23 protein-coding genes and 1 pseudogene are annotated in these 23,796 nt (G+C 46.1%); 14 read left to right on the forward strand and 10 right to left on the reverse strand.

Annotated features, from left to right (window positions below):
• The first annotated feature begins 11 nt into the window (after positions 1 to 11).
• The 6 genes from secA (at position 12) to mutT (ending at position 8,183) form a co-directional block, all read left to right on the forward strand.
• Complete coding sequence (secA, locus tag ICN18_RS03585) at positions 12 to 2,777, forward strand: preprotein translocase subunit SecA (RefSeq protein ID WP_216189113.1); 2,766 nt, start codon at positions 12 to 14, stop codon at positions 2,775 to 2,777.
• Positions 2,778 to 2,960: 183 nt separating this feature from the next.
• Positions 2,961 to 3,419, forward strand: a complete 459-nt coding sequence (locus tag ICN18_RS03590; RefSeq protein ID WP_216189114.1) for a (2Fe-2S)-binding protein — start codon at positions 2,961 to 2,963, stop codon at positions 3,417 to 3,419.
• A 14-nt stretch (positions 3,420 to 3,433) separates the two neighbouring features.
• Entirely contained in the window at positions 3,434 to 5,557 is a 2,124-nt protein-coding gene (locus ICN18_RS03595; RefSeq protein WP_216189115.1) for a xanthine dehydrogenase family protein molybdopterin-binding subunit, read from the forward strand.
• Between the two features lie 88 nt (positions 5,558 to 5,645).
• A complete protein-coding gene (argJ, locus tag ICN18_RS03600) occupies positions 5,646 to 6,881 on the forward strand; it encodes a bifunctional glutamate N-acetyltransferase/amino-acid acetyltransferase ArgJ (RefSeq protein WP_216189116.1) in 1,236 nt (411 codons plus the stop codon).
• 15 nt (positions 6,882 to 6,896) lie between these two features.
• Complete coding sequence (locus tag ICN18_RS03605) at positions 6,897 to 7,754, forward strand: ATP-binding protein (RefSeq protein WP_216189117.1); 858 nt, start codon at positions 6,897 to 6,899, stop codon at positions 7,752 to 7,754.
• Between the two features lie 12 nt (positions 7,755 to 7,766).
• Positions 7,767 to 8,183 carry an 8-oxo-dGTP diphosphatase MutT gene (gene mutT / locus ICN18_RS03610; RefSeq protein ID WP_216189118.1) on the forward strand — a complete coding sequence of 139 codons (417 nt, stop codon included), beginning with the start codon at positions 7,767 to 7,769 and terminating at the stop codon, positions 8,181 to 8,183.
• Here the strand turns inward: mutT and zapD are convergent.
• From zapD to ICN18_RS03640, 6 genes are read right to left on the reverse strand one after another with little or no spacing between them, the layout of a single operon-like run.
• Positions 8,180 to 8,932 carry a cell division protein ZapD gene (gene zapD / locus ICN18_RS03615; RefSeq protein ID WP_216189119.1) on the reverse strand — a complete coding sequence of 251 codons (753 nt, stop codon included), beginning with the start codon at positions 8,930 to 8,932 and terminating at the stop codon, positions 8,180 to 8,182. The genes mutT and zapD overlap by 4 nt on opposite strands.
• Positions 8,933 to 8,943: 11 nt before the next feature.
• Positions 8,944 to 9,630, reverse strand: a complete 687-nt coding sequence (gene coaE / locus ICN18_RS03620; RefSeq protein ID WP_216189120.1) for a dephospho-CoA kinase — start codon at positions 9,628 to 9,630, stop codon at positions 8,944 to 8,946.
• A complete protein-coding gene (locus tag ICN18_RS03625; RefSeq protein ID WP_216189121.1) occupies positions 9,585 to 10,097 on the reverse strand; it encodes a prepilin peptidase in 513 nt (170 codons plus the stop codon). The genes coaE and ICN18_RS03625 overlap by 46 nt, the downstream gene beginning before the upstream one ends.
• Positions 10,097 to 11,143: a type II secretion system F family protein gene (locus ICN18_RS03630; protein WP_216189122.1), complete on the reverse strand. Its 1,047-nt coding sequence runs from the start codon at positions 11,141 to 11,143 to the stop codon at positions 10,097 to 10,099. Before ICN18_RS03630 ends, ICN18_RS03625 begins: the two co-directional genes overlap by 1 nt.
• Positions 11,134 to 12,213 carry a GspE/PulE family protein gene (locus ICN18_RS03635; protein WP_216189123.1) on the reverse strand — a complete coding sequence of 360 codons (1,080 nt, stop codon included), beginning with the start codon at positions 12,211 to 12,213 and terminating at the stop codon, positions 11,134 to 11,136. The genes ICN18_RS03630 and ICN18_RS03635 overlap by 10 nt, the downstream gene beginning before the upstream one ends.
• Positions 12,210 to 13,502 carry an HlyC/CorC family transporter gene (locus ICN18_RS03640; RefSeq protein WP_216189124.1) on the reverse strand — a complete coding sequence of 431 codons (1,293 nt, stop codon included), beginning with the start codon at positions 13,500 to 13,502 and terminating at the stop codon, positions 12,210 to 12,212. Before ICN18_RS03640 ends, ICN18_RS03635 begins: the two co-directional genes overlap by 4 nt.
• 118 nt (positions 13,503 to 13,620) lie before the next feature.
• Between ICN18_RS03640 and ICN18_RS03645 the strand changes: the two genes are divergently transcribed.
• Positions 13,621 to 14,133, forward strand: a complete 513-nt coding sequence (locus ICN18_RS03645; RefSeq protein WP_216189125.1) for a methylated-DNA--[protein]-cysteine S-methyltransferase — start codon at positions 13,621 to 13,623, stop codon at positions 14,131 to 14,133.
• 6 nt (positions 14,134 to 14,139) lie between these two features.
• Here the strand turns inward: ICN18_RS03645 and ICN18_RS03650 are convergent, their stop codons facing one another.
• Positions 14,140 to 15,123 (reverse strand): squalene/phytoene synthase family protein, encoded by a 984-nt coding sequence (locus ICN18_RS03650; RefSeq protein WP_216189126.1) that lies wholly within the window; start codon positions 15,121 to 15,123, stop codon positions 14,140 to 14,142.
• Positions 15,124 to 15,241: 118 nt separating this feature from the next.
• Here ICN18_RS03650 and ICN18_RS03655 point away from each other — a divergent pair, with 118 nt between their 5' ends.
• Positions 15,242 to 16,657, forward strand: coding sequence for a high affinity choline transporter 1 (locus ICN18_RS03655; RefSeq protein WP_216189127.1), 1,416 nt, complete (start codon positions 15,242 to 15,244; stop codon positions 16,655 to 16,657).
• 100 nt (positions 16,658 to 16,757) lie between these two features.
• Complete coding sequence (locus tag ICN18_RS03660; RefSeq protein ID WP_216189128.1) at positions 16,758 to 17,777, forward strand: 2-dehydropantoate 2-reductase; 1,020 nt, start codon at positions 16,758 to 16,760, stop codon at positions 17,775 to 17,777.
• Positions 17,778 to 17,856: 79 nt separating this feature from the next.
• Here ICN18_RS03660 and ICN18_RS03665 read toward each other — a convergent pair whose 3' ends face one another.
• Positions 17,857 to 18,624, reverse strand: a complete 768-nt coding sequence (locus ICN18_RS03665) for a fumarylacetoacetate hydrolase family protein (protein ID WP_216189129.1) — start codon at positions 18,622 to 18,624, stop codon at positions 17,857 to 17,859.
• A gap of 57 nt (positions 18,625 to 18,681) precedes the next feature.
• Between ICN18_RS03665 and ICN18_RS03670 the strand changes: the two genes are divergently transcribed.
• On the forward strand, positions 18,682 to 19,617 hold the full coding sequence (locus ICN18_RS03670) for a glycine/betaine/sarcosine/D-proline family reductase selenoprotein B (protein ID WP_216189130.1): 936 nt from the start codon (positions 18,682 to 18,684) through the stop codon (positions 19,615 to 19,617).
• On the opposite strand, the gene ICN18_RS03675 is transcribed toward ICN18_RS03670, so the two are convergent.
• On the reverse strand, positions 19,614 to 20,618 hold the full coding sequence (locus ICN18_RS03675) for a polyprenyl synthetase family protein (protein ID WP_216189131.1): 1,005 nt from the start codon (positions 20,616 to 20,618) through the stop codon (positions 19,614 to 19,616). The genes ICN18_RS03670 and ICN18_RS03675 overlap by 4 nt on opposite strands.
• A gap of 75 nt (positions 20,619 to 20,693) precedes the next feature.
• Between ICN18_RS03675 and rplU the strand changes: the two genes are divergently transcribed.
• The 4 genes and pseudogenes from rplU to proB form a co-directional block, all read left to right on the forward strand.
• Complete coding sequence (rplU, locus tag ICN18_RS03680) at positions 20,694 to 21,005, forward strand: 50S ribosomal protein L21 (RefSeq protein WP_011902040.1); 312 nt, start codon at positions 20,694 to 20,696, stop codon at positions 21,003 to 21,005.
• A 19-nt stretch (positions 21,006 to 21,024) separates the two neighbouring features.
• The gene (gene rpmA / locus ICN18_RS03685; RefSeq protein ID WP_011902041.1) at positions 21,025 to 21,285 is read left to right on the forward strand and encodes a 50S ribosomal protein L27; all 261 of its coding nucleotides are present in this window, start codon (positions 21,025 to 21,027) and stop codon (positions 21,283 to 21,285) included.
• A gap of 87 nt (positions 21,286 to 21,372) precedes the next feature.
• Positions 21,373 to 22,461 carry a GTPase ObgE gene (gene obgE / locus ICN18_RS03690; protein ID WP_216189132.1) on the forward strand — a complete coding sequence of 363 codons (1,089 nt, stop codon included), beginning with the start codon at positions 21,373 to 21,375 and terminating at the stop codon, positions 22,459 to 22,461.
• A 14-nt stretch (positions 22,462 to 22,475) separates the two neighbouring features.
• Positions 22,476 to 23,249, forward strand: a pseudogene (gene proB, locus ICN18_RS03695) (glutamate 5-kinase); the annotation flags it as partial.
• Between the two features lie 19 nt (positions 23,250 to 23,268).
• Here the strand turns inward: proB and ICN18_RS03700 are convergent.
• A complete protein-coding gene (locus ICN18_RS03700) occupies positions 23,269 to 23,784 on the reverse strand; it encodes a CNP1-like family protein (RefSeq protein ID WP_369411857.1) in 516 nt (171 codons plus the stop codon).
• Positions 23,785 to 23,796: the final 12 nt, after the last annotated feature.

The following is a 23,796-nucleotide window of genomic DNA, read 5'->3' on the forward strand; positions in this document are numbered from 1 at the left end:
TTCAATATCCCATGGTAATCGGTCTTCTTAAAACCCTGGTCGGCAGTCGTAACGACCGCCTCTTAAAACAGTATCGCAAAGTTGTTGCTAAGGTTGGCGCTTTTGAAGCCGGCTTGCAATCTTTGGATGATGCCGCTCTCGCCGCAAAGACAGCAGAATTCAAATCCCGACTTGCTGCTGGAGAGTCTTTGGACGACATCGCAGCCGAAGCTTTTGCGGTGGTTCGCGAAGCTAGCGCACGCGTGATGAAGATGCGCCACTTCGATGCTCAGATGCTCGGTGGTTTGGCTTTGCATCATGGCAAGATTGCTGAGATGGGTACAGGGGAAGGTAAAACCTTAACTGCAACCCTGCCGGTCTATTTAAATGCTTTGACCGGTAAAGGTGTTCATGTTGTAACAGTGAATGATTATTTGGCGCAGCGTGATGCTGAATGGATGTCCAAGTTATACAACTTCTTGGGTATGAAGGTAGGCGTGAATTTATCCCAAATGGATCACACTACCAAGCAAGAAGCCTATGCCGCCGATATTACATACGGCACCAATAATGAATTTGGCTTCGATTACTTACGTGACAACATGGTTCAGGATTTGGATCAGCGTGTACAGCGTGGCTTAGCTTATGCGATTGTTGACGAAGTCGACTCTATTCTGATTGATGAAGCTCGTACGCCATTAATCATCTCCGGTCAGGCGGAAGACCACACTGATCTTTATATCAAGATTAATGCGCTGCCTTCTCATTTGGATCGTCAAATTGGCGAAGAGAAGGCCGATGGCACTGGTGTTGAAAAGCCGGGCGACTATTGGGTTGATGAAAAATCACAGCAGGTTTATCTGACGGAGCAAGGCCACGACAAGGCTGAAAATGTGTTGGTTCAGCTGGGCGCGCTCAATGATGGTGATTCTCTTTACGCACCACAAAACATTACATTGATGCATCACGTGTATGCAGCTCTGCGTGCACATACCTTGTATCACCGCGATCAACATTACGTTGTGCAAAATGGCGAAGTCATCATTGTGGATGAATTCACTGGCCGTTTGATGCAGGGTCGTCGTTGGTCTGATGGGCTGCATCAGGCTGTAGAAGCTAAAGAAGGCGTACAGATTCAGAATGAGAATCAAACCTTAGCGACAATCACTTTCCAGAATTATTTCCGTATGTACGGCAAGTTAGCTGGTATGACTGGTACTGCAGATACTGAGGCATATGAGTTCAAGGAAATTTACAACCTAGAAACCGTTGTGATTCCTCCAAATCGTATTAGCCAAAGAAAAGACAAGCAAGACCAAATCTATAAGTCTTCGCGCGAACGTTACGACGCAGTCATTAAAGATATTGAAGATTGCTACGAGCGTGGTCAGCCAGTATTGGTTGGCACTACCTCAATTGAGAACTCTGAGTTGATTGCGAATTTGCTAGATCAACGCAAACTTCCGCATCAGGTTTTAAATGCGAAACAGCATGCGCGTGAGGCAGAAATTATTGCCCAAGCGGGTCGCCCAAAAATGATCACGATTGCCACCAATATGGCAGGTCGCGGTACTGACATCGTTCTGGGTGGCAACGTAGGTAAGCAGTCATCCTTAATTGAAGCTGATAGCGCGCTTTCGGATGCTGAGAAAGCATCCAAGATTAAGCAATTACAAGATGAGTGGCAGAGTATTCACGATCAAGTTCTAACGGCTGGTGGCTTACACATTATTGGTACCGAGCGTCATGAGAGTCGTCGTATTGATAATCAGTTAAGAGGTCGCTCAGGTCGTCAGGGTGATCCTGGTTCTTCACGTTTCTATCTTTCATTGGATGATGCGCTTCTGCGTATTTTTGCAGGCGATCGTTTGCGTGCTGTGATGGATCGACTCAAGATGCCGGATGGTGAACCCATTGAAGCTGGCATGGTAACGCGTTCGATTGAGTCTGCTCAGCGCAAAGTTGAGGGTCGTAACTTTGATATTCGTAAACAGTTGCTTGAATATGACAACGTAGCGAATGATCAGCGTAAGGAGACATATCGCCTCAGAAATGAAGTGCTTGAAAGTGCCGATATCGGCGAGTTAATTGCTAATTTGCGTGAAGACGTTTTGCGTTCCGTTTGCTCGGTGTATGTTCCCCTGGAGTCTATGGAGGAGCAGTGGGATTTAGCGGGGCTCGAGAATGTTCTAGCCAGCGAATGGGGTCTGACGATCGACCTGAGAAATTGGGTTGAAAGTGCTGAGACAGTAGATGATGCAGAAATTGTTGAGCGCGTATTGCAGACTGCTCAAGATACCTATGATGCGAAGGTCGAACTGTCTGGGCGTGAGTCTTTTGCTGGTTTTGAGCGCTCGGTTCTGTTGTATAGCTTAGATAGTCATTGGCGTGAGCACTTGGCTGCTTTAGATCACTTGCGCCAAGGTATTCATTTGCGCGGTTATGCACAAAAGGATCCAAAGCAAGAATACCGTCGCGAAGCATTTGAGTTGTATGGTGAACTGCTTAATGTCATCAAAAATGATGTTGTGAAAAGCATCATGACAGTTCAGATTCGTAGTGCTAATGAGTTAGATCAGGCATCAGAGTCAATGAATGATGATTTGGCAAAACTTTCTGATGTTCAGTATCAGCATGCTGATCCCGAGAAGGAAGTGGCCGGATCAACTGGCGATCGTGGTGCTGCAATTGATATTCAGCCTGCACCTCTTCGTACCGGCTCAAAGGTTGGGCGCAATGACCCTTGCACTTGTGGTAGCGGAAAGAAGTATAAAAACTGCTGCGGCGCATTAGCATAGACTTCAATCTTCATTCGGAAGCACATAAATGGCTCAGATAATTCTGAGCCATTTTTCTTGGTGAAATCCCTAATCACATTACTTCCCCTGAAATTCTGAAGATCTGTCATGATTTGTGGGTGCTAAAACATTGTTTTGTTTTAGAAAATTCAAATCTAATGCACATCTAACTAAGGGGGCGTTATGGCCGTATCTTTTATTCTGAATGGCAAAGCTGTTAATTTTGATGGAGATTCTGAAACTCCAATTCTCTGGGTTTTAAGGGACCATTTGGATGTCACCAGTCCGAAGTATGGCTGTGGAGCTGCGCTTTGTGGAGCCTGTACTGTTCACCTGGAGGGTTCGGCAATACGCTCATGCTCAACACCGGTTTCTGCAGCTGCTGGTAAATCCGTTACTACCCTCGAAGGTTTGGCGGCAAAAGTTGGCAAAGCATTGCAAGATGCATGGATTGAGTTCGATGTGCCTCAATGTGGATATTGTCAGACTGGGCAAATGATGTCTGCAGCGGATTTGCTGGCCAAGAAAAAACAGCCTAGTAGCGATGATATTAAAAATGCTATGAGTGGAAATATTTGTCGCTGTGGCACATATTCCCGGATTGAAAAAGCAGTGAAACGCGCTGCAGACAAATTGGCATAAGGGGTAGGGATCACATGAAAAACCAATCTTTAAAAAACAGTAGCCGTCGTCAATTTATTCAGCAAAGTGCAGCACTTGGTGGCGCCTTTGTCATTGGCATGCATCTGCCACTAGCAAGCGAGGCTGCTGTAGGGGATGCCGCAAAGCCTGCTTTAGCAAATGCTTGGGTACAAATTACCCCTGACAATCAAATTACTCTCATTTGTGCTCGCTCTGAGATGGGGCAGGACGTATATACCTCTTTACCTGCCTTGTTAGCCGAGGAATTAAATTTACCCCTTTCAATGATTCGGGTTGAGATTGCAGGAGTAGCCCCCGTTTACATCAATGCGATGTTGGGCGGTCAAATTACTGGCGGTTCAACTTCAGTGCGAGAAGCCTTTGATAAATTAAGAACTGCTGGTGCTGCAACTCGAACGGTCTTGGTGCAGGCTGCTGCTCAACGTTGGAATATCTCAGCTGCAGACTGTAAAGCAATGAATGGCAAGGTCACTCATTCGAGCGGTAAGTCCGCTACCTATGGTGAGTTAGCCGCTGATGCTGCAAAATTACCGCTCCCTGAAAAACCAGCCCTAAAGTCACCCGCGAATTTTATGGTGATTGGCAAAGAAACGATGCGTCGTTTAGATACGCCAAGTAAAGTTGCTGGCAAAGCAGTTTATGGAATCGACGTTAAGATTCCAGGAATGGCAATTGCATCTTTAGCGCAGTGCCCTGTTATTGGAGGTACGCCTACGTCTTTTGATGCTTCGTCTGCAATGAAAGTTTCCGGAGTAATTAAAGTTGTTCAGATATCTGATGGCGTTGCTGTTTTGGCGAAAGACTTTTATGCGGCTCGCAAGGGTAGAGATGCTCTGAAAATCACCTGGAACGAAGGATCTAATGCCAACTTAAGCAATGCTGTTGTGCGCAAATCATTGGAAGATGGTTTATCAAAAAAAGGTGCCGTCATTAAAACGGTGGGTAATGCTAATGCTACCGTTGCAAATGGAAAGCCGTTAAGCGCCCAATATTTTTTACCGTACTTAGCGCACTCCACCATGGAACCAGTGAACTGTTCCGCTGATGTATCTAATGGCAAATGCAGAATCATCGGCCCAATTCAGTTTCAGCAAGGCGGTCAGGCAGTTGCTGCGGCGGCAGCTGGCGTTAAGCCAGATGATGTCACGATTGAGACAACCTTCTTGGGCGGTGGATTTGGCCGTAAGTTAGAGCTCGACTTCATTCGTCAGGCTGCTGAAATTTCTAAAGCAGCAGGAATGCCAGTCAAGATGCTTTGGACCAAGGAAGATGACATTACCCATGACTTCTATCGTCCTATGAGTATTCATAAGGTGGATGGCATGCTAGGTTCGGATGGCCAGTTGGTTTCTATGAAGGCCAAAATGGTTTCTCAGTCAGTAACTGCGCGAGCCTTTCCTGGTTTTGTAAAAGATGGTTTTGATCCTTTCATGGTTGAGGGCTCAAACAATATTACCTATGAAATACCTAATCTAGAAATCACTAACGTGATTACAGATACTGGACTTCGAGTAGGTTATTGGCGCTCAGTTAGTAATGCGTTAAATGCATTTGCGATTGAGAGTTTTGTGGATGAGGCTGCTAAAGCTGCTGGCAAGGATCCTGTTGCCTATCGTTTAGCAGCATTAAGCAAGCATCCTCGAGCAAAAGCTGTTCTAGAGTTAGCCGTTAAGAAATCGGGCTATGTTGCTGGTAGCAAACGTTTCGGTGTTGCTCAGATGGAGTGTTATGACACCTATTCAGCCTGCATTCTTGAATTAGATGCAGCGTCCAGTGGTAGCAAGGTTAAGAAAATTACCTTCGTTTCTGACTGCGGAATTACCGTGCACCCAGATCAAGCTAGGGCGCAACTTACTGGCGGCGTGATTTATGGTTTGAGTGCAGCTCTAAGCAATGAAATTACGATTGAAAATGGTCGCGTTCAGCAGACTAACTTCAATAACTATCCTAGCTTGCGACAAAATCAAGTTCCCGTAGTTGAGGTGCACTTGGTACCTAGCCAAGAGAAACCTGGCGGCTTGGGTGAGGTTGGGGTGCCCTTGGTGGCCCCAGCTTTAGTAAATGCTATAGCAGCAGCTACAGGCAAGCGAATTCGGGAGCTGCCAATTAAGGCATAACTTCTACCGCCTGCATGAAGAAGGTAGTAAACAAAGCGCGCTCAGAAGGCGCGCTTTGTTTTTGAGCCTCATCTACAATTATCAAACTATGACAGTTAATCTACCTCTCCCCCAAAAAGCCGAATTGAAGCCCATCAAAGGTTTCAAAATGGGCATAGCCGAAGCTGGCATCAAGAAAGCAAATCGCAAGGATTTATTGGTGATGACCTTAGCCCCCGGCTCGCAGGTGGCTGGTGTTTTTACTTTGAATCGCTTTTGTGCTGCTCCTGTGCAAGTTTGCCGTGAGCATTTGGCGCAAGATGGTCGTAATGGTGAAATTCGGGCTCTAGTAGTGAATACTGGTAATGCCAATGCGGGGACGGGAGAATCAGGCATGAAGCATGCCTTGGAGACTTGCGCTGCTTTAGCCAAAGATCTTCAGATTAATCCAGAGCAGATTCTGCCTTTTTCAACGGGGGTGATTTTGGAACCTCTGCCGATTGAAAAAATTATTAGCGCTTTACCGAGAGCGGTGGCTAACTTAGGTGAAGATCATTGGTTTGATGCTGCTGAAGCGATTATGACTACAGATACTCAGCCCAAAGCTACTTCAGTGACGGTTGATACGCCTATGGGTAAGGTGACCATTACTGGCATCTGTAAGGGTGCTGGCATGATTCACCCGAATATGGCAACCATGTTGGGATTTATTGCGACTGATGCTGGGTTTGCGCCTGGTCTTTTAGCTAGCCTCACTCGTGAGATCGCCGACCTCTCTTTTAATGCCATCACGATTGATGGTGATACCTCGACCAATGATTCCTTCATCATCATGGCGACAGGTCAGTCGGTAGTGCAGATTAAATCAGTTGATGATCCTGTTTATGCAGTTCTACGAGACGCCTTAATCGCCTTAGCTAAAAAGTTAGCGCAAATGATTGTGCGTGATGGCGAGGGCGCAACTAAATTTATGACAATCGAGGTAGTGGGTGGCAAGACCCCTGCAGAATGCCGCTTAGTTGCTAAGGCAGTTGCGCATTCACCCTTAGTAAAAACCGCTTTCTTTGCTAGCGACCCGAATTTAGGGCGCATCCTGGCGGCGATTGGTTATGCGGGTATTGCGGATTTGGATGTAGATCGCGTGCAAATGTGGTTGGGTGATGTGTGGGTTGCTAAGAATGGTGGCCGTAACCCCGACTATCTAGAGGCTGATGGCCAGCGTGTAATGCAGGCCCCAGAAATCACTGTGAAGATTGATCTGGGCCGAGGCAATGCTTCACAAACGATGTGGACTTGCGATTTATCACATGATTACGTATCAATTAATGCGGATTACCGCTCATAAAAGACTGCTAAAAATATGAATGAAAAATTAGACCGTCTTTTAGACCATCTTGATACTTTTTTGCCAAAGCCTTTGACTGAAGAGCAGTGGAAATCTTCCACTGCATTTAGATGGCGCCGTCGCGATAGTATCTTTGGCAGTATTGGTTTTTTGCAGCCTGTAAAGCATGTGTCTGACATTACCTTTGAGGATTTGCAAAACATTGATCGTCAACGGGATGCAATACGTGACAACACGAAAAACTTTATTCAGAAAAAGCCCGCTAATAATATTTTGTTAACAGGTGCCAGGGGGACTGGAAAGTCCTCCTTGATTAAGGCCAGTTTGCATGAGTTTGCCAATCAAGGCTTGCGCCTCGTTGAGGTTGAGAAAGAGCATTTAGCTGATTTAGCGGACATTACCGAACTCTTGGCAGAGCGCCCAGAGCGTTTCATTATTTTCTGTGATGACCTATCGTTTGAGGATGGTGAGTCTGGCTACAAAGCCATGAAATCAGCCTTAGATGGCTCTGTTTCTGCCCAAGTCGACAATATTTTGATTTATGCCACCTCTAATCGTCGTCATTTATTGCCCGAGTACATGAAAGATAACGAGGGTTATATGCATGGCGATGATGGGGAAATTCATCCAGGTGAAGTGGTCGAGGAAAAGATCTCTTTATCTGAGCGTTTTGGACTTTGGTTATCTTTTTATCCGCCAAAGCAAGATGAGTATTTGGCAATCGTGGCACATTGGTTGCAACATTTTGGTTTGAGTAATGCTCAAATTGAAGCTGCACGTTCCGAGGCATTGGTGTGGGCATTGGAGCGTGGTTCACGCTCAGGTCGCGTTGCTTGGCAATTTGCGAAGCATTGGGCTGGTTCAAGACCCTAAGATAATTAGTGAATGACTAATATTCAGCGACCCGTTACTGTTGTTGCCGCAGGAATCTTGATTGATTCTGAGGGTCGCTATCTCCTGGGGCAAAGACCCGAGGGGAAGCCTTATGCTGGTTACTGGGAAGTGCCGGGTGGTAAGGTTGAAAAAGGGGAAACTATTTTTCAAGCGCTGCAGCGAGAACTACAAGAAGAACTTGGCATTGATATTCAATCCAGTGAAGAGCTAACCATTCTTGAGCATGACTATCCTCACGCATATGTTCGTCTGTATGTCAGCATTATTAGAGATTGGTCTGGTACGCCCAAGGGGTGTGAGGGGCAGGCCCTATCTTGGCAGCTGATTACTGCTGAAGAGCCAAGTGTTGGACCCTTGCTACCGGCCGCCTGGCCAATGCTGGAGTGCCTTAGAAGATCTTTAGCTTAAAGTTGACAGAGGGTTAGCTTGAACGGCACATCGGCATTTACCAACTGTGCTTTTTTATCTCGATCGGACTTTAAGAAGCGAACTGAAAGCAAGTATTTATTTGCGCTGATCTCTGAAAATAAAGCATCATCTTCAACGGCGATGCGCATTAATTGATACACCTTGCCAGATGGCGCCTGCTGAAAAGATCCGTTGTGCGCAACAACATCCTTAGCCTCGCCTGATTGGCGCAGTAGACGCAAAAATAATTGACACGCTTCATGCCATGGCAGGAGTGGGCCGATATATTTTTCCAACAACTCACGACGCTCAGATGTGGGGCTATTTTTCCATGCGTGATAGCTCGGTAAATCAATTGGACTTGTACCGCCTGGAATATTTAATCTAGTGCGAATGGCGTTCAACCATTCACTCTCAGTAATAGCGGAGTTAGGTCTGCCTGCAGATTGATTAATACTGCTAGCAACACCATCAATTTCAGAAAGTGTTTGTGTCAGCGCCTCTTGGTCAACTTTTTGCGAAGACTTTAAGCCATTAAGCGCGTACTTTTGACGCTCAAATTCTTTCAGCAGTAAAGACTTGATATCACCTCGGGCACCAATATCTCCAAGATCAAACAAAATAGAGATGGCATTGTGGTGTAACTCTGGATCGTCCGAGCGGACAAAATGATTGAAACGGGCGAACAAATACTCCAGTCGAAGCATGCTTCGAACTAATTCGTTGAAGGGATATTCGTAGACAATCACAAGCCCATATTCTATGACGAACTGGTGCGATCTTTCTGAATCTGTAAGATTTTTTGGTGCAACTTCAAAACCTCGGCTTGTAAGCTATCCAAACTACCTTGGTTTTCAATAACCATATCTGCATGGGCGATACGCTCTTGTCTGCTGGCTTGAGCTTTAAGAATTCTTTCAACCTCATTTCGGGGCAAATTGCTGCGGTGCATCACACGCTCAATTTGGACCTCTTCTGGGCAATCCACCACTACAAGGTAGTCCAGCAAGCCTAGCCAGTTGCCCGATTCAATTAACAGGGGCACTACAAAAACAAGATAAGGGGCCTTATCCCCTATGAGTTGTTTGGCCTGCCGAATGGTTTCTTTGCGAATGAGGGGGTGGGTGATTAACTCTAAGGCTTTTCTTGCATCAGGATCGGCAAACACTAGCTTGCGCATCATCACCCTATCCAAGGCCCCGCTAGAGTCAATAAATTCTGCCCCGAACTGTTTTTGAATGAAAGGGATTGCTACCCCATGGGAGGCGGTGATCTGATGAGCAATGAGATCAGTGTCAACAACGCCTGCACCTAATTGAGCAAGCCGATCGCTGACAGCAGTTTTCCCGGAGCCAATGCCACCAGTAAGACCCACAAAGGGCGCAAGCCCTTTGAGAATGTCTAAGCCAGTTTGCTCAGCAGGAGGGTTTGTAGGGTCTGTGGCCATAACAGCTCAATGATGCCAGCAATAGCGAGAAAAGGGCCAAAAGGAAAGGCTGAGCGATGATTTTGTTTATTCCATTGCAGCCAAATGAAGCCGCCAATCAGTCCAGTCAGGGATGCCATTAGCAGAATCCCGGGTAATGCATACCAGCCCAGCCAAGCGCCTAAGGCGGCAAATAACTTGGCATCACCCATACCGATGCCATCTTGCTTTTTCGTCAGTCGGTAAATTGAGTTGAGTAGCCAAAGAGAAGCGTAGCCTAAGATCGCACCAATAGCTGAGTCTTGAAAAGGGACAAGCCCCTCTTGAGAAAAGCCATTAAAAATTAGGCCAGACAATACCAGGGGTAGGGTGATGACATCTGGCAATCGAAAGGTGCGAAGATCAATATAAGCCAAATACACCAAGACCAAGATAAGAGGCACTTGGATCCAGTGAAGTAAAACAATGTTGCCCAGAATATTACCCATTACACAATCTGTCCTAAGTTAAAGATGGGGAGATACAAGATTATGACCAGACTTCCAATAATGAGTCCAACAATAATGATTAATAAAGGCTCTAAGCTTTGGCTTAAGGTATTCAGTCGATTGCTAAGTTGAGAGCCCAATGTCGACGCACGTCGTTGCAGCATTTCTGTGAGAGCGCCACTTTCAGAGGCTATCTGCAATAGCTGTAATGTCTCTAGATCAAATAGTAGACGCTTTGGATCTGCTTTAGCCATAGCATCGCCGAGCGGCCAACCTCGGGTTAAGTGTTTAAATATTTCAGCGCTGAAATCATGGCTCAGCCAGTGGTTGGACGATTGCGCTGTGACTCTTAGAGCATCTGGAAGAGGTAAGCCAGACTTTAAAAGGTGGCCTAGCGTCCTGCACCAGTGAGTAAGAACGGCTAATCTCAGTAGCTGACCAATCATGGGTATACAAAAGCTCATGCGATCACAATATTTTTGCAGTCTAGGAAGTTTTATCCATGCAAAACCAAAGATTGCGATCAAGCTGCCTAGGCTTAAGGCTATTCCAATATAAAACTCTTCAAACCAGGACGATGCCTGAATTAATGCTTTGGTTGGGGTTGGCAATTCTGCTTGGAAGTGGGTAAAAACATCCTTAAAAACAGGTACAACCCAAATCATCATGACGATTACCAAAAGACAGGAGCTTGTTAACGTAATGACGGGGTAACTCATTGCTTGTTGAATTTTTCGGCGCAACTCAATTTGCGCATCCAGCTGCTGGCAAATGATTTTCAGTGCCAAATTGAAGTCACCTGTACGCTCACTAACACGAATGAGATTAATAAAATCCATTGAAAATAAGTCTTGTTGGGCACGTAGGCATTCTGAAAAACTTCTCCCTTTTTTGAGTTGTGCATGAATGCTGCCAACCCAAGAAAGCCAAGCTTTCGGAGCAGTTGAGTAAATCAACTCAATGGTATTTAAGAGAGGCAGGCCTGCCTCAAGCAGCGTTAAGAGTTGTTCTGCAAAATGAAGTTGATCATGTTTACTTAATGCCATGTACCCACTTCTGCATCTAGGGCCGCTTGAGTGATGAGTCCTGTCTGGATGTGCATTAAGCCAGCTTCTTGCATGCTGATATGTGAAGCGTGCGCGTTAAATAGATGGGCCTTGCCCAATACTTCATGAACACCCATTCGTCCAAGGTAGCCCCTGCCTTTGCAGTTCGTACATTGGACCTTAGCAGTTGCATGTTGACTAGAACATGTAAGACAGGTCTTGCGCACTAAACGCTGCGAGCTCACACTGAGTAAGCAGGATTCAAGCGACTCCTGATCTACCCCGAGGTTTTTCAAGCGGGGGATAGCTCCGCAAGCATTGCGGGTATGGAGTGTGCTCAGAACTAAATGTCCGGTCTGTGCTGCTTGGATGGCTAGCTGGGCCGTAGCGGCATCTCGAATTTCTCCAATCATGATGACATCGGGATCCTGTCTTAGTAGTGCGCGAATGATGGTCGGAAAATCTAATCCTGCTTTAGGGTGATACGCGACTTGATTAACACCTGCTAGCCGGATTTCAATCGGATCTTCAATGGAGCAAAGGTTGCGATGATCTTGGTTGAGCTGACGCAAGCAGCTATAGAGTGTTCGCGTCTTTCCGCTTCCCGTTGGTCCTGTAACCAAGATGAGCCCATTCGATTGAGAAAGCGCTTTCTGGAAGATTTCTAATTGACTCGACAGCAGACCAAGTTCATTGAGATCTAGGTCATCAATACAACTTGGCAATATACGAATGACGGCTTTTTCCCCATGAAGGGTTGGCAGTATTGAGACGCGGCAATCAATATTGGGTTTTGAAAAGTCATGGCCAATACAAAGACGGCCATCTTGTGGAAGGCGTTTTTCAGCAATATCTAAGCGTGCAAGAACTTTGAGGCGCGTTATAAGGCGGTCATGAAATTCGATGGGGTATTGCGACTGTATTTGCAGGAGACCATCAACCCGAATACGGATAAGTGTGGTCTGTGTGCCAGCCTCTATATGAATATCACTCGCCCTAGCATCTAGGGCATGAGCGGTGATTTCATACCAAGTGCGAATGATTAGTGAGTCATCGCTAGCAACGCTCAATCTTGTTCTTGATTCAGAGTGGTAGGCCGATATAGTTTTACTGTTTTGACGCCCTGGTCATCAAACTGAACGATTTCCATCACAATACCCGCAATCCGAATGCTGACATCATGATCAGGAATGGCCTCGAGTTTTTCAAGAATAAGTCCGTTCAATGTACGCGGCCCATCTAAGGGAAGATTGAGATTGAGTAGGCGATTGAGATCTCGCAAGGATGCGCCGCCTGTTGCCAAGTACGTACCATCAGCTAGCCAGCGGGGATCGGTTGAGAGATTGGAGAATGATGTGGTGAACTCACCAATAAGCTCTTCCACAATATCTTCAAAGGTTACTAAGCCTAGTACTTCACCATACTCATTCACAACCAGACTTAGACGTTGCTGGTTATCTTGAAAGAATTGCATTTGCTGCAAGACGGGCGTACCACTTGGAATGAAATAAGGCTCATTCAATAGCGCTTTAAAGTCTTCATGTTTTAAGTCGGTATCTCCCAGTAGAGACAAGGCCTTCTTCACCGAAAGAATGCCAACAATGCGTTCGGAATCGCCATCGCAGACAGGCAATTTATTGTGATAGCAGGTTTCTAGTTGTTGTACTACCTCATCAATCGGTCTGGATAGATCTAATACCTCAATCTTTGATCTTGGCGTCATCACATCATCGACCGTAATATTTTCTAGATTAAATAAGTTCAGAAGAATATTGCGGTGATGATTGGAGACAAAGCGGCTTGACTCTAGCACTAGACTCCGCAATTCTTCCTTGCTCATGGCCCTGCTATCTGAAGAAGACTGAAGACCAGAAACTTTCATTAGGCCTGAGACGAAGCTGTTAATGAACCAGAGTAATGGCTTGAGTACAAAAGTGAGCGGCAAGATAAACCAGCCAACATTAGAGGCAATCTTTTCAGGGAATGCCGCACCGATCACTTTAGGGGTGATTTCGCTAAAAATGATGATGAGTAGCGCAACTACAAGAGTGGCAATAGAAAGGACTAAGCCGCTATCACCAAAAATATGTAGGGCGATGCCCGTTACCAAAATTGGTAAAACAGTATTAATAAGGTTATTGGAAATTAGTAGTACCGATAACAGCGAATCGATACGCTTTAGGAGTCTTTCGGCGAGTGCTGCACCTGTATTGCCGCCATTTGCCATTGCGCGCAGGCGATGACGGTTGGAGGACAGCATGCTGGTTTCAGCCATTGAGAAAAAGCCAGAGAGCGCGAGTAAAAATAGGACTAGAGCAACTTGGCCATAAAAGGGCCAATCGTCAAAAAAGGTGTCCATGAGGTCTGCCTGAAAAAAGTAAGGATGAGTCAATATAGCAAAGTGGCATTGAGCAAGCTATAGCCATGGAATAAAGGACTGTCATCACTCGTGTTAATTTATGTGAGAATGGCTTGATATGGTTTCCTCAGCAACCCCATTAAACCCAAATGGCACGAGCTACTGTGTCATAGAAGCACCTTTTGGCTGCCTCGGAATTTTGACTGAGTTAGTTGATGGAAGTTTGATGCTTTCCAGAATCGATTATTTGCCTGCTAATGCGGTTTTAGTCGCGCCACAAAATCAGCTGGCCAAAGAGGTTGCTCGACAGTGCAAAGCGTACTTCAGGAACCCTCATTGGCAATTTGATCTGCCTACCAAACCTGCTGGTACTGAACACCAGCGAAAAGTATGGTCCAGTATTCAAGATATACCCACAGGTGAAACAAGAACCTATGGTGAGATAGCTAAAAAGATTAGGAGTGGGGCGCGTGCAGTGGGTACAGCATGCGGTGCCAATCCCTATCCTTTAATTGCACCATGCCATCGCGTCATTTCAGCTCAGGGCATTGGGGGTTTTATGAAAGAAAACTCACCTGGCCTCTATCGCCAAATTAAGATTTGGCTTTTACAGCATGAAGGCGTTTTGTAGCCTTGCTTATTTGATGAGCGATCTACTACTGAGATAGAAAAAAAGCTTCATCAAGCTGTCACTTTTAACGGCCCACTGCGTAAAGCCATAAAAACTCATCACAGTGCTTCTCGAAAGCTTGACTTCATCCTTGTTGTCAAATTGTGTGCGATTGGCAATTCTAGAGAGTGTCATGACTGCTAAGCCAAAAGCCAAAAAACAAAAACGTCTAATACCTTGTTCTTGTTTAGGTATCAGCAAAATGTAATCAAGAGAGTCTTGCAGCTTTTGGTAGGCAATCTTTAATAGTGCTGTCTGACTTACGTTCACTGGCTTCCAGGATACGCCGCGTGCCTTATCTTCTGGGGAGTCCTTGAGAATATTGGTCATTTGCAATGCTTGACCAAATGCAATGGCTAGATCTTCATGTCCAACCATTTGTTTTTTGAATGCGGGAGAATGGTTGCTAAACACTGTTGTTAGTAGCTCACCGACAACACCTGCAACTACATAACAATATTGTTCAAACTCAACGAGGTCTTGGAGGCCGCTTTGATTTTGTTTCCCATGGAAAAAAGACATCCCTTCGGACATGATGGAAACACAGCGACTGACCGCTTGCTGGTCATCGCTTGAGCAAGTATGCAAAATGCGTAGAACAGTTGGCGTATGAGCAATTAAATCAAGCTCATCTTGATTGCTGTAATTCTTTAACGCATCCAGGCAGGGCTGTACAAAATTTTCTACAGAACCCTTTTCAAGTACTGCATTTAAAAATAGCGCTGATAGTGACTGCTTGGTTTGTGCGCTTAAATCTGCCGCATCCTCAATGGTGTCGATAATTCGGCACAACAAATAAGTGTTGCCGATAACCTTTTCGATATTTGCGGGTAATAGTGGGATTGTTAGGGCAAAGGTGCGTGATACAGAACCCAGAATGGCCTTTTGGTATGCCAGATCGGCAGATGGGCTGAATGTCGGGGTTTGCTGTGTTTGGTTGGGCGATCTCACTCTTGAATTATGTCAGACCGGCATCTTTCCTGTGATGCTCCAAAGAAGCGTTTTTTGCTAACTGCCAAAAGTGACATAGCCATATAATTTCATCAAATTTCAGAAGGAGTATTAAGGCGTGCTTATTTGGTTCGTCATCATTTACTGGGTTATTTCCGTTGGTATTGGCCTGTGGGCTGCCTTGCGGGTGAAAAATACTGCCGACTTTGCTGCGGCTGGCCATAGTCTGCCTTTGCCGATTGTTACGGCTACTGTCTTTGCAACCTGGTTTGGTTCTGAAACGGTTTTAGGGATTCCAGCCACATTTCTTAAAGAAGGTCTGGGCGGAGTAGTTTCGGACCCATTCGGATCCTCCCTTTGTTTGATTCTGGTAGGCCTCTTTTTTGCGCGCCATCTTTATAACCGTCGTATGTTGACCATTGGCGATTTCTTTCGTGAGAAATACGGTCGTACGGTTGAGGTTTTGGTAACGCTCTGTATCGTGGTTTCTTATTTGGGTTGGGTTGCTGCGCAAATTAAGGCACTCGGTCTTGTATTTAATGTGGTGTCGGAAGGCAGTATTACCCAGACAGGCGGCATGATCATTGGCGCTGCTAGTGTTTTGATTTACACCTTATTCGGCGGTATGTGGTCAGTTGCGATCACTGACTTTATTCAGATGATCATCATCGTGATTGGCATGCTCTATATCGGCGGTGAGATGACGGCCCAGACCGGCGGCATTGGCGTAGTGCTTGAGCATGCGGCGGCTGCTGGACAATTTAGCAACTTCTGGCCAGATATGAATCTGGCATCGATCTTAGGTTTTGTGGCTGCTCTATGCACCATGATGTTGGGGTCCATACCGCAGCAGGATGTCTTTCAGCGTATTACCTCATCTAAGAACGTGAATATTGCAGTTCAAGCAGCCTTACTCGGTGGTGTGCTCTATTTTATTTTTGCATTTGTGCCCATGTATTTGGCTTATTCAGCAACTTTGATTAGTCCAGATTTGGTAAAGCAATACCTCGCTACTGATCCGCAAATGATTTTGCCCAAATTGATTCTCAATCATGCGCCACTCATTGCGCAGGTGATGTTCTTTGGGGCGCTGCTATCGGCAATTAAGAGTTGTGCCAGTGCAACCTTATTAGCGCCTTCAGTAACCTTTGCTGAAAATATTGTCCGTGGATTTTTTAAGCACTTGTCTGATCGTGATTTATTAAAGGTGATGCGGATTACCGTTTTGTGTTTTGCGGTGGTGGTGACTTTCTTTGCTGTGAATTCCGAGCTCTCTATTTTTAAGATGGTTGAGAGTGCCTACAAAGTGACCTTGGTTGCTGCATTTGTGCCATTGGCATTCGGCGTGTACTGGTCAAGAGCGAATTCTCTCGGTGGCTTGTTGGCAGTAGTGGGAGGACTCACCATCTGGATTAGTTGCGAAATCTTGGCGCCAAATTCTATTTTGCCGCCCCAATTGGCCGGTTTATTTGCGAGTATCGCTGGCATGATTTTGGGCAGTCTAGTACCAAAAGACTCTTTAAAGGCTGTTTAAGGTGTTAATTGCTTAAAAAGTAGGCAATTAAAATTGCTGCAGCGCAAGAACCCAATTAGAATAATCCCAATACAAAATTTTTAGTTCTTATGGAGTTCCTATGAAAATCTGTGTGATCGGTGGAGGTGGCGCTATTGGCGGCTACTTAGCTGTGATGTTGGCGAGGGCGGGTAATGACGTTACTGTTGTTGCGCGCGGCGCTACTTTAGCTGCGATTAAAGAGCGTGGCCTGGCTTTAATCATGGATGACCAGCCAGAACCTTTGGTTGCCCAAGTAAAAGCGGTAGAAAAAATTCGTGATGCAGAGACACCAGATGTTGTCATTCTGGCCGTGAAGGCTCACCAGGTGGAACCAATCATTGATGACTTAGCAGCAATCATGGGACCAGAAACTATTTTGATCCCAATGCAAAACGGAATTCCTTGGTGGTATTTCCAGAAGTTAGGCGGCGAGTATCAAGATCATTCGGTTGAGACTGTAGATGCTGGCGGCGTAGCTAAGAACAAAATTAATCCAAACAACATCATTGGCTGCGTTGTGTATCCAGCTACCTTTACTCAAGCACCAGGCGTGATTCGTCACGTTGAAGGTAATCGCTTCCCATTGGGTGAGTTAGACGGTAAGACTACTGAGCGTATTCAGAAGATGTCTGAGATGATGGGCGTGGCTGGATTTAAGTCACCCATTTTGGATGACATCCGCTCAGAAATCTGGCTCAAGCTTTGGGGCAATATGACCTTCAATCCAATTAGCTCACTGACACATGGCACCTTGGAAGGCATCTGCCAATATCCATTAACCAAAGAGTTGGCGCGCAACATGATGGCTGAGGCTCAGACTATCGCTGAGAAGTTGGGCGTAACCTTCCGTGTTGACATTGAGCGTCGTATTGCTGGCGCAGAAAAGGTCGGTAAACACAAAACTTCCATGTTGCAAGACTTGGAAGCTGGCCGCAGCTTGGAGATCGATGCTTTGTTGGGTTCGGTGATTGAGCTTGGCAAGATTACGCAAACTCCAACACCTTGTTTGAATACGGTATTTGCTTTGACCAAATACTTGGATGAGAATGTTCAGGCCTCTAAAGGAAGTTTGGCTCTGCCATCAGTTTCAGGTTACTAAGCAGTAAATCTTCGGCATTAAAAAACCCTTGCTACTCAACATAGCAAGGGTTTTTGTTTTATGCGGCCTATGCCTAGTGTTACTCGAAGCGATTATCGAGGCGTCCTACGCCATCAATAATGATGCTGACATTGCTGCCAGGCTTCATCGAGCCAACGCCTACTGAAGTACCACAGGCAATGATGTCTCCTGGCGAGAGTGGTACGTCTTGTGAAATTAAACTCACCAGTTTTGCAGGGGAGAAGATCATATCTGCTATTGGATAGTTTTGACGCTCTTGATCATTCAGAATTGTCTTGATTATTAGTTTGCTTGGATCCACATCAGTGGTGATGTATGGGCCAAAGACGCCAAAGGTATTAAAGCTCTTTGCACGAGTCCATTGTGCGTAACCAGGATCGCGGTTCAGGATTTCTATAGCAGTGACATCGTTAATACAGGTGTAACCAAAGATCGCTTTAGCCGCTTCTGCCTCATCGACTTCATGACAGCGCTTCCCAATCACAATGCCAAGCTCGCCTTCGTAAACTACTTTTCCAGAATACGACTTTGGAGTGCGAATGACTTGGTTTGCTGCTAAGAAGGAGTTATTGCCTTTGAGGAAGTACAAAGGCTCAGCAGGTACTGCGTGCTCAAGCTTGGTTACCAATGCATGAAAGTTATCCACCATCGCAACCATCTTGGAAGGGGTGCATGGGATATCAATTGTTACGTCGGCTAATTTGATGGTTACGCCGGTAGCCTTAGGTGCATTGAATAAATCGCCTTCGTAAACAGCAATCTGATCGCCCTGGACCTGCCCTAAACCACTTTTTCCTTGATGCTGAAATCTAAGCCACTGAGCCATAATTAGTTCCTATGAAGTTTAAATATTTGATATGCAATATCTTACAGGGATGAATTGATGTCTAAGACTTCTGAACTCGTTTTTGCACCAGAACAGGATCAGCCAGTGCGTTACATAGAGCGCACTCGCAGCTATTACTTGGGTCTGGGCTATGAGAATCCTTACGTATGGGCTCATTACATTGATGTGCCATTCAACCCACTTCAGAAGCCGCTCAATCAATCCGTATTAGGCTTAATTACTACTGCCGTTCCCTATGATCCCAGCAAAGGCTCTCAAAGCCAGGGTGCGCCCTACAACGCTGCAGCGAAGTTTTATCAACCTTATCGGCAGTCGATTGATGGCAATATTGATTTGCGTATTGCACACGTAGGTATCGATCGTAAGAATGCCAATATGGAAGATGGCAATTGTTGGTTTCCGTTGGACGCGGCTAAGCGGGCGGTAGCGGCGGGTAGGGTGGGGGCGTTGTCGCCCAACTTTTATGGCTTACCGACAAATCGCAGTCAACGTCACACTTTGGAAGTGGATGCGCCGATCATTATGGAGATGCTAAAGGCGGATGGCGTAGATGTGGCGCTATTAATTCCGAATTGCCCAATATGCCATCAAAGTCAGAGTTTGTTGGCCCGCTATTTAGAGTCTGCAGGAATTTCAACTGTAGTAATTGGCGCTGCGAAAGATATTGTTGAGTATTGCGGAGTGCCGCGATTTTTATTTAGTGATTTCCCTCTAGGGAACGCAGCCGCAAAACCAAATGATGCATCCTCACAAGATGTTAGTTTTGAGTTGGCTTTGCGGATATTAGAATCTGCCCCCGCCCCACGTACAACAGTTCAGTCGCCGCTGATTTGGTCTGCTGATCCATTATGGAAATTAGATTATTCCAATCTCGAGAAGTTATCCCCACAAGAAATCGCTCGCTTGCGTGAAGAGGCAGAGCAAGCCCGAATTACTGCGCGTGAGCTTAGAACTAAAAGTCTTGGGACTTAAGTTTGTCTCGTGAGTGAGTATGCGCACAGGGCTTGAAGCGCACTGCTAGCCTCATTCACTGGGAAGTCCTTTAGACAGGCTAAAGCCAAGTCTGCTTCACGTTTTGCGGCTGCTTGTGTGTAATCTAGCGCGCCAGAGTTTTGTACGGCTGCCAGAATTTGTGCAAACACATCATCTGGTAAATCTTGATTTTGTTCAATCGCTGCGCGAACCAAGAGGCGCTCTTCTTTGCTGCCATTTTCTAGTAAGTAAATGAGTGGCAAAGTGGGTTTACCTTCACGCAAATCATCACCCGCATTCTTGCCCATTTGCGCAGCATTCGCGGTGTAGTCCAGCAAATCGTCCATGAGCTGGAATGCAGTGCCAATGTGGCGCCCAAATGCAGCCGCTTGTTCTCTTTGCGCATCCGTAGCGTTTGCCAAAATTGCACCCAACTCCGTGGATGCCTCGAATAATTTGGCAGTTTTGTAGCGGATGACTTGCAAATAGCTAGCTTCATCTACTTCTGGGTCATTCATATTGAGAAGTTGCAACACTTCGCCCTCGGCAATCGTATTGGTTGCATCTGACAAAATTTGCATGACTCTTAGGTCATTTGGGCCGACCATCATTTGGAAGGCTCGGGAGTATAAGAAGTCACCCACCAAAACGCTGGCAGCATTACCAAAAGCAGCATTTGCCGTCTCACGACCCCTTCTAAGGGTGGATTCATCGACTACATCATCATGTAGCAGGGTGGCTGTATGGATAAATTCAACAACGGCGGACATTTCTAGGGTGTGGGGCGTTTCCTTGCCATTGGCTAAGGCTTTGGCCACCAACATCAATAGGGCTGGTCTGACCCGCTTACCACCCGCCTGGATGATATAGGTCGAGATTTGGTCAATTAAGGCGACTTTTGAGGCCAAACGCTGGCGGATAACCTCGTCTAAAGCCTTGAAATCTAAGGAAATTGGGGCCAGAATTTGGCTTAAGTCATTGATTTTGACAGTGCTCGGCATGCAAGATATAATAATGGGCTTAGCTGGTCCAGGGTGGATTAGCTTAAATGTAGATATTAATTGAGGTTTCAAACCATGTACGCGGTCATAAAAACCGGTGGCAAACAGTATAAAGTTGCTGCAGGCGAAAAATTGAAAATAGAACAGATACCAGCGGAAATCGGCAGCGAAATCACTCTTGACCAAGTCCTCGCCGTTGGCGAAGGCGCTTCACTGAAATTAGGTGATCCATTGGTTAATGGTGCAGCTGTGATGGCCACTGTCGTCTCCCAGGGACGTCACGATAAAGTGACAATCTTTAAGATGCGCCGTCGCAAGCATTATCAAAAGCACCAAGGCCATCGTCAGAATTTCACTGAAATTTTGATCAACACGATTAAAGCCTAATTCAGGGTAGGAGAAAGATATGGCACAGAAAAAAGGCGGCGGCTCAACACGAAATGGCCGCGACTCAGAATCGAAACGTCTAGGCGTTAAGGTATTCGGCGGCGAGCATATTAATGCTGGCAGCATCATCATTCGTCAACGTGGCACACGTGTTCATCCAGGTGCTAACGTTGGTATCGGTAAGGATCACACTTTGTTCGCCTTAATTGACGGCCAAGTGGAATTCGGCGTTAAGGGTGCTTTGAAGAAGGCCCAAGTTTCAGTCTTGCCTCGTTCATAAGGCGCCTGACTGAGACACGTTTGATTCAGATTTATTCCGAATTTAACTCTTAGGAACAGGCCTCGCTAAGCGAGGCCTTTTTTATTCATGAAATTTATAGACGAAGCACGTATCGAAGTGATTGCCGGGCAAGGTGGTGCCGGAAGCGCCTCTATGCGCCGCGAAAAGTTCATTGAATTTGGCGGCCCTGACGGTGGCGACGGCGGCAAAGGCGGAAGCGTATGGGCAATAGCCGATCGCAATATCAATACTTTGATTGATTACCGTTACGCAAAAACACACACTGCAAAAAATGGTGAGCCAGGTCGTGGCGCTGATTGCTATGGCCGCGCAGGTGATGACATTGAGTTGCGGATGCCTGTTGGTACCATCATTGCCGACTATGAAACTGGTGAGCCAATTGCTGACTTAACCACGCATGGCGAGCGTCTATGTTTGGCGCAGGGCGGTGTTGGTGGTTGGGGCAATATTCACTTTAAGAGCAGTACAAATAGAGCACCACGTCAAAAGACGAATGGTAAAGAAGGTGAACGTCGTAAGCTCAAGCTTGAATTAAAGGTGCTGGCTGACGTCGGTTTATTGGGTATGCCGAATGCGGGTAAATCCACCTTGATTACTGCAGTTTCGAATGCGCGTCCAAAGATTGCGGATTATCCATTTACTACTTTGCATCCAAATTTGGGTGTGGTGCGTGTGGGTGCTGAGCGTAGTTTTGTGATTGCTGATATTCCGGGTTTGATTGAAGGTGCTGCTGAAGGTGCTGGCCTTGGCCACCGTTTCTTAAGGCACTTGCAGCGTACCGGCGTTCTTTTGCATTTAGTCGACATCGCTCCATTTGATTCGAATATAGATCCAGTTGCCGATGCTGTGGCGATTGTGAATGAGTTGCGTAAATACGATGAGGCTTTAGTTGAGAAACCACGTTGGTTGGTGCTCAATAAGGTCGATATGATTCCTGAAGAGGATCGCAAGAAGGTTGTGGCTGACTTTGTGAAAAAGTTTAAGTGGAAAGGCCCTGTCTTTGAGATTTCGGCTTTAACAGGCCTGGGTTGTGACAAGCTTTGCTACTCCTTGCAGGATTATTTGGATTCTGTACGTCGTGACCGAGATGATGCCGATGAGCGCGCTCAAGATCCGCGCTATCAAGATCAGCTAGAAGATAAAAAACCAGATTAAACATTTGATTTGCTATGAATGCTAAAAAAACCCAACGGATTGTTGTCAAGGTAGGTTCTAGTCTAGTTACCAATAATGGTGAGGGCTTGGATCATGCTGCGATTGCTATGTGGGCTGAGCAAATGGCTGGTCTATTAAAGGATGGTCATGAGGTATTAATGGTGAGCTCCGGTGCTATTGCTGAAGGCATGCAGCGCCTAGGTTGGTCTAAGCGTCCACAGGAGATTCATCAATTGCAGGCAGCTGCTGCAGTTGGCCAGATGGGTTTGGTACAGGTTTATGAAAGCTGCTTTGCGCGCTTTAATTTGCGTAGTGCCCAGATCTTATTGACCAATGCGGATTTGGCAGACGCAGAGCGCAATGCAAACGCGAGAGCTACTCTGGATACATTATTAAAGTTAGGTGTAGTTCCCATCATCAATGAGAATGACACAGTAGTGACTGATGAAATCAAGTTTGGTGACAACGATAGCCTTGCTGCTCTAGTAACCAATTTAATTCAGGCGGATTTATTGGTGATTTTGACTGATCAAGGGGGTCTCTTTACTGCGGATCCACGTCAAAATCCTAATGCCACTTTGCTTTCTGACGCTGTTGCAGGTGATCCTGCGCTGGAAAAAATGGCTGGCGGTGCTGCAAGCGAGCTTAGCAAGGGCGGTATGTTGACTAAGGTATTGGCTGCAAAAATTGCAGTGAAAACTGGCGCCGCTACAGTGATTGCCTCAGGGCGCGAGCCTAACGTTTTGACACGCTTATTGGCGGGTGAAAAGATTGGCACCCGCCTAGTGCCGGCCTCAAAGTAATTTTTTAATAAATTACCCCAAACGAATTGCTTGGCTTTGTTCCACCAGTAAATCCATTGGGATTGAGCGACTGAAGAATTGTCTTAATATTCTTTTCTTGGTTATCAAAGTTACAAAATGCACCTTGTGCTAAAGCAGCTTGATAGCGGTTTGGTACATTGCTTTGGATGTTCCGCCAAGTGGATAGGGGATTCTCTCTCCACGCTCCATTTTCTAGAGTCCCATAGAGTCGCCACTGAAATGAGTCGCAGCGAATTCCTTCGTATTGGGCTTGTACGCTGCCATTTGGAGAGGTCAATACGACAATATATCGGGTGACTCCATCAGCCCCAATCAAAATGGAATCAGTATCTACGGCAAACTTAAAGATGGTTCGCTCAGATACATAAAAGGGTTGAAGGGTTGTCTGATTTGGTGGGTTTAGGGGCATTGTAGTTGCCCCCTCTTTAAATACCATTGGCGCAAATGGATCTAGACCGCTTTGCAGTGGATCTCCAGCACAGCCAAGAAGTGTGCCCACAAAGATGAGGCA

Origin of the sequence: Polynucleobacter parvulilacunae, assembly GCF_018881715.1 — a bacterium.
GTDB classification, from domain to species: domain Bacteria; phylum Pseudomonadota; class Gammaproteobacteria; order Burkholderiales; family Burkholderiaceae; genus Polynucleobacter; species Polynucleobacter parvulilacunae.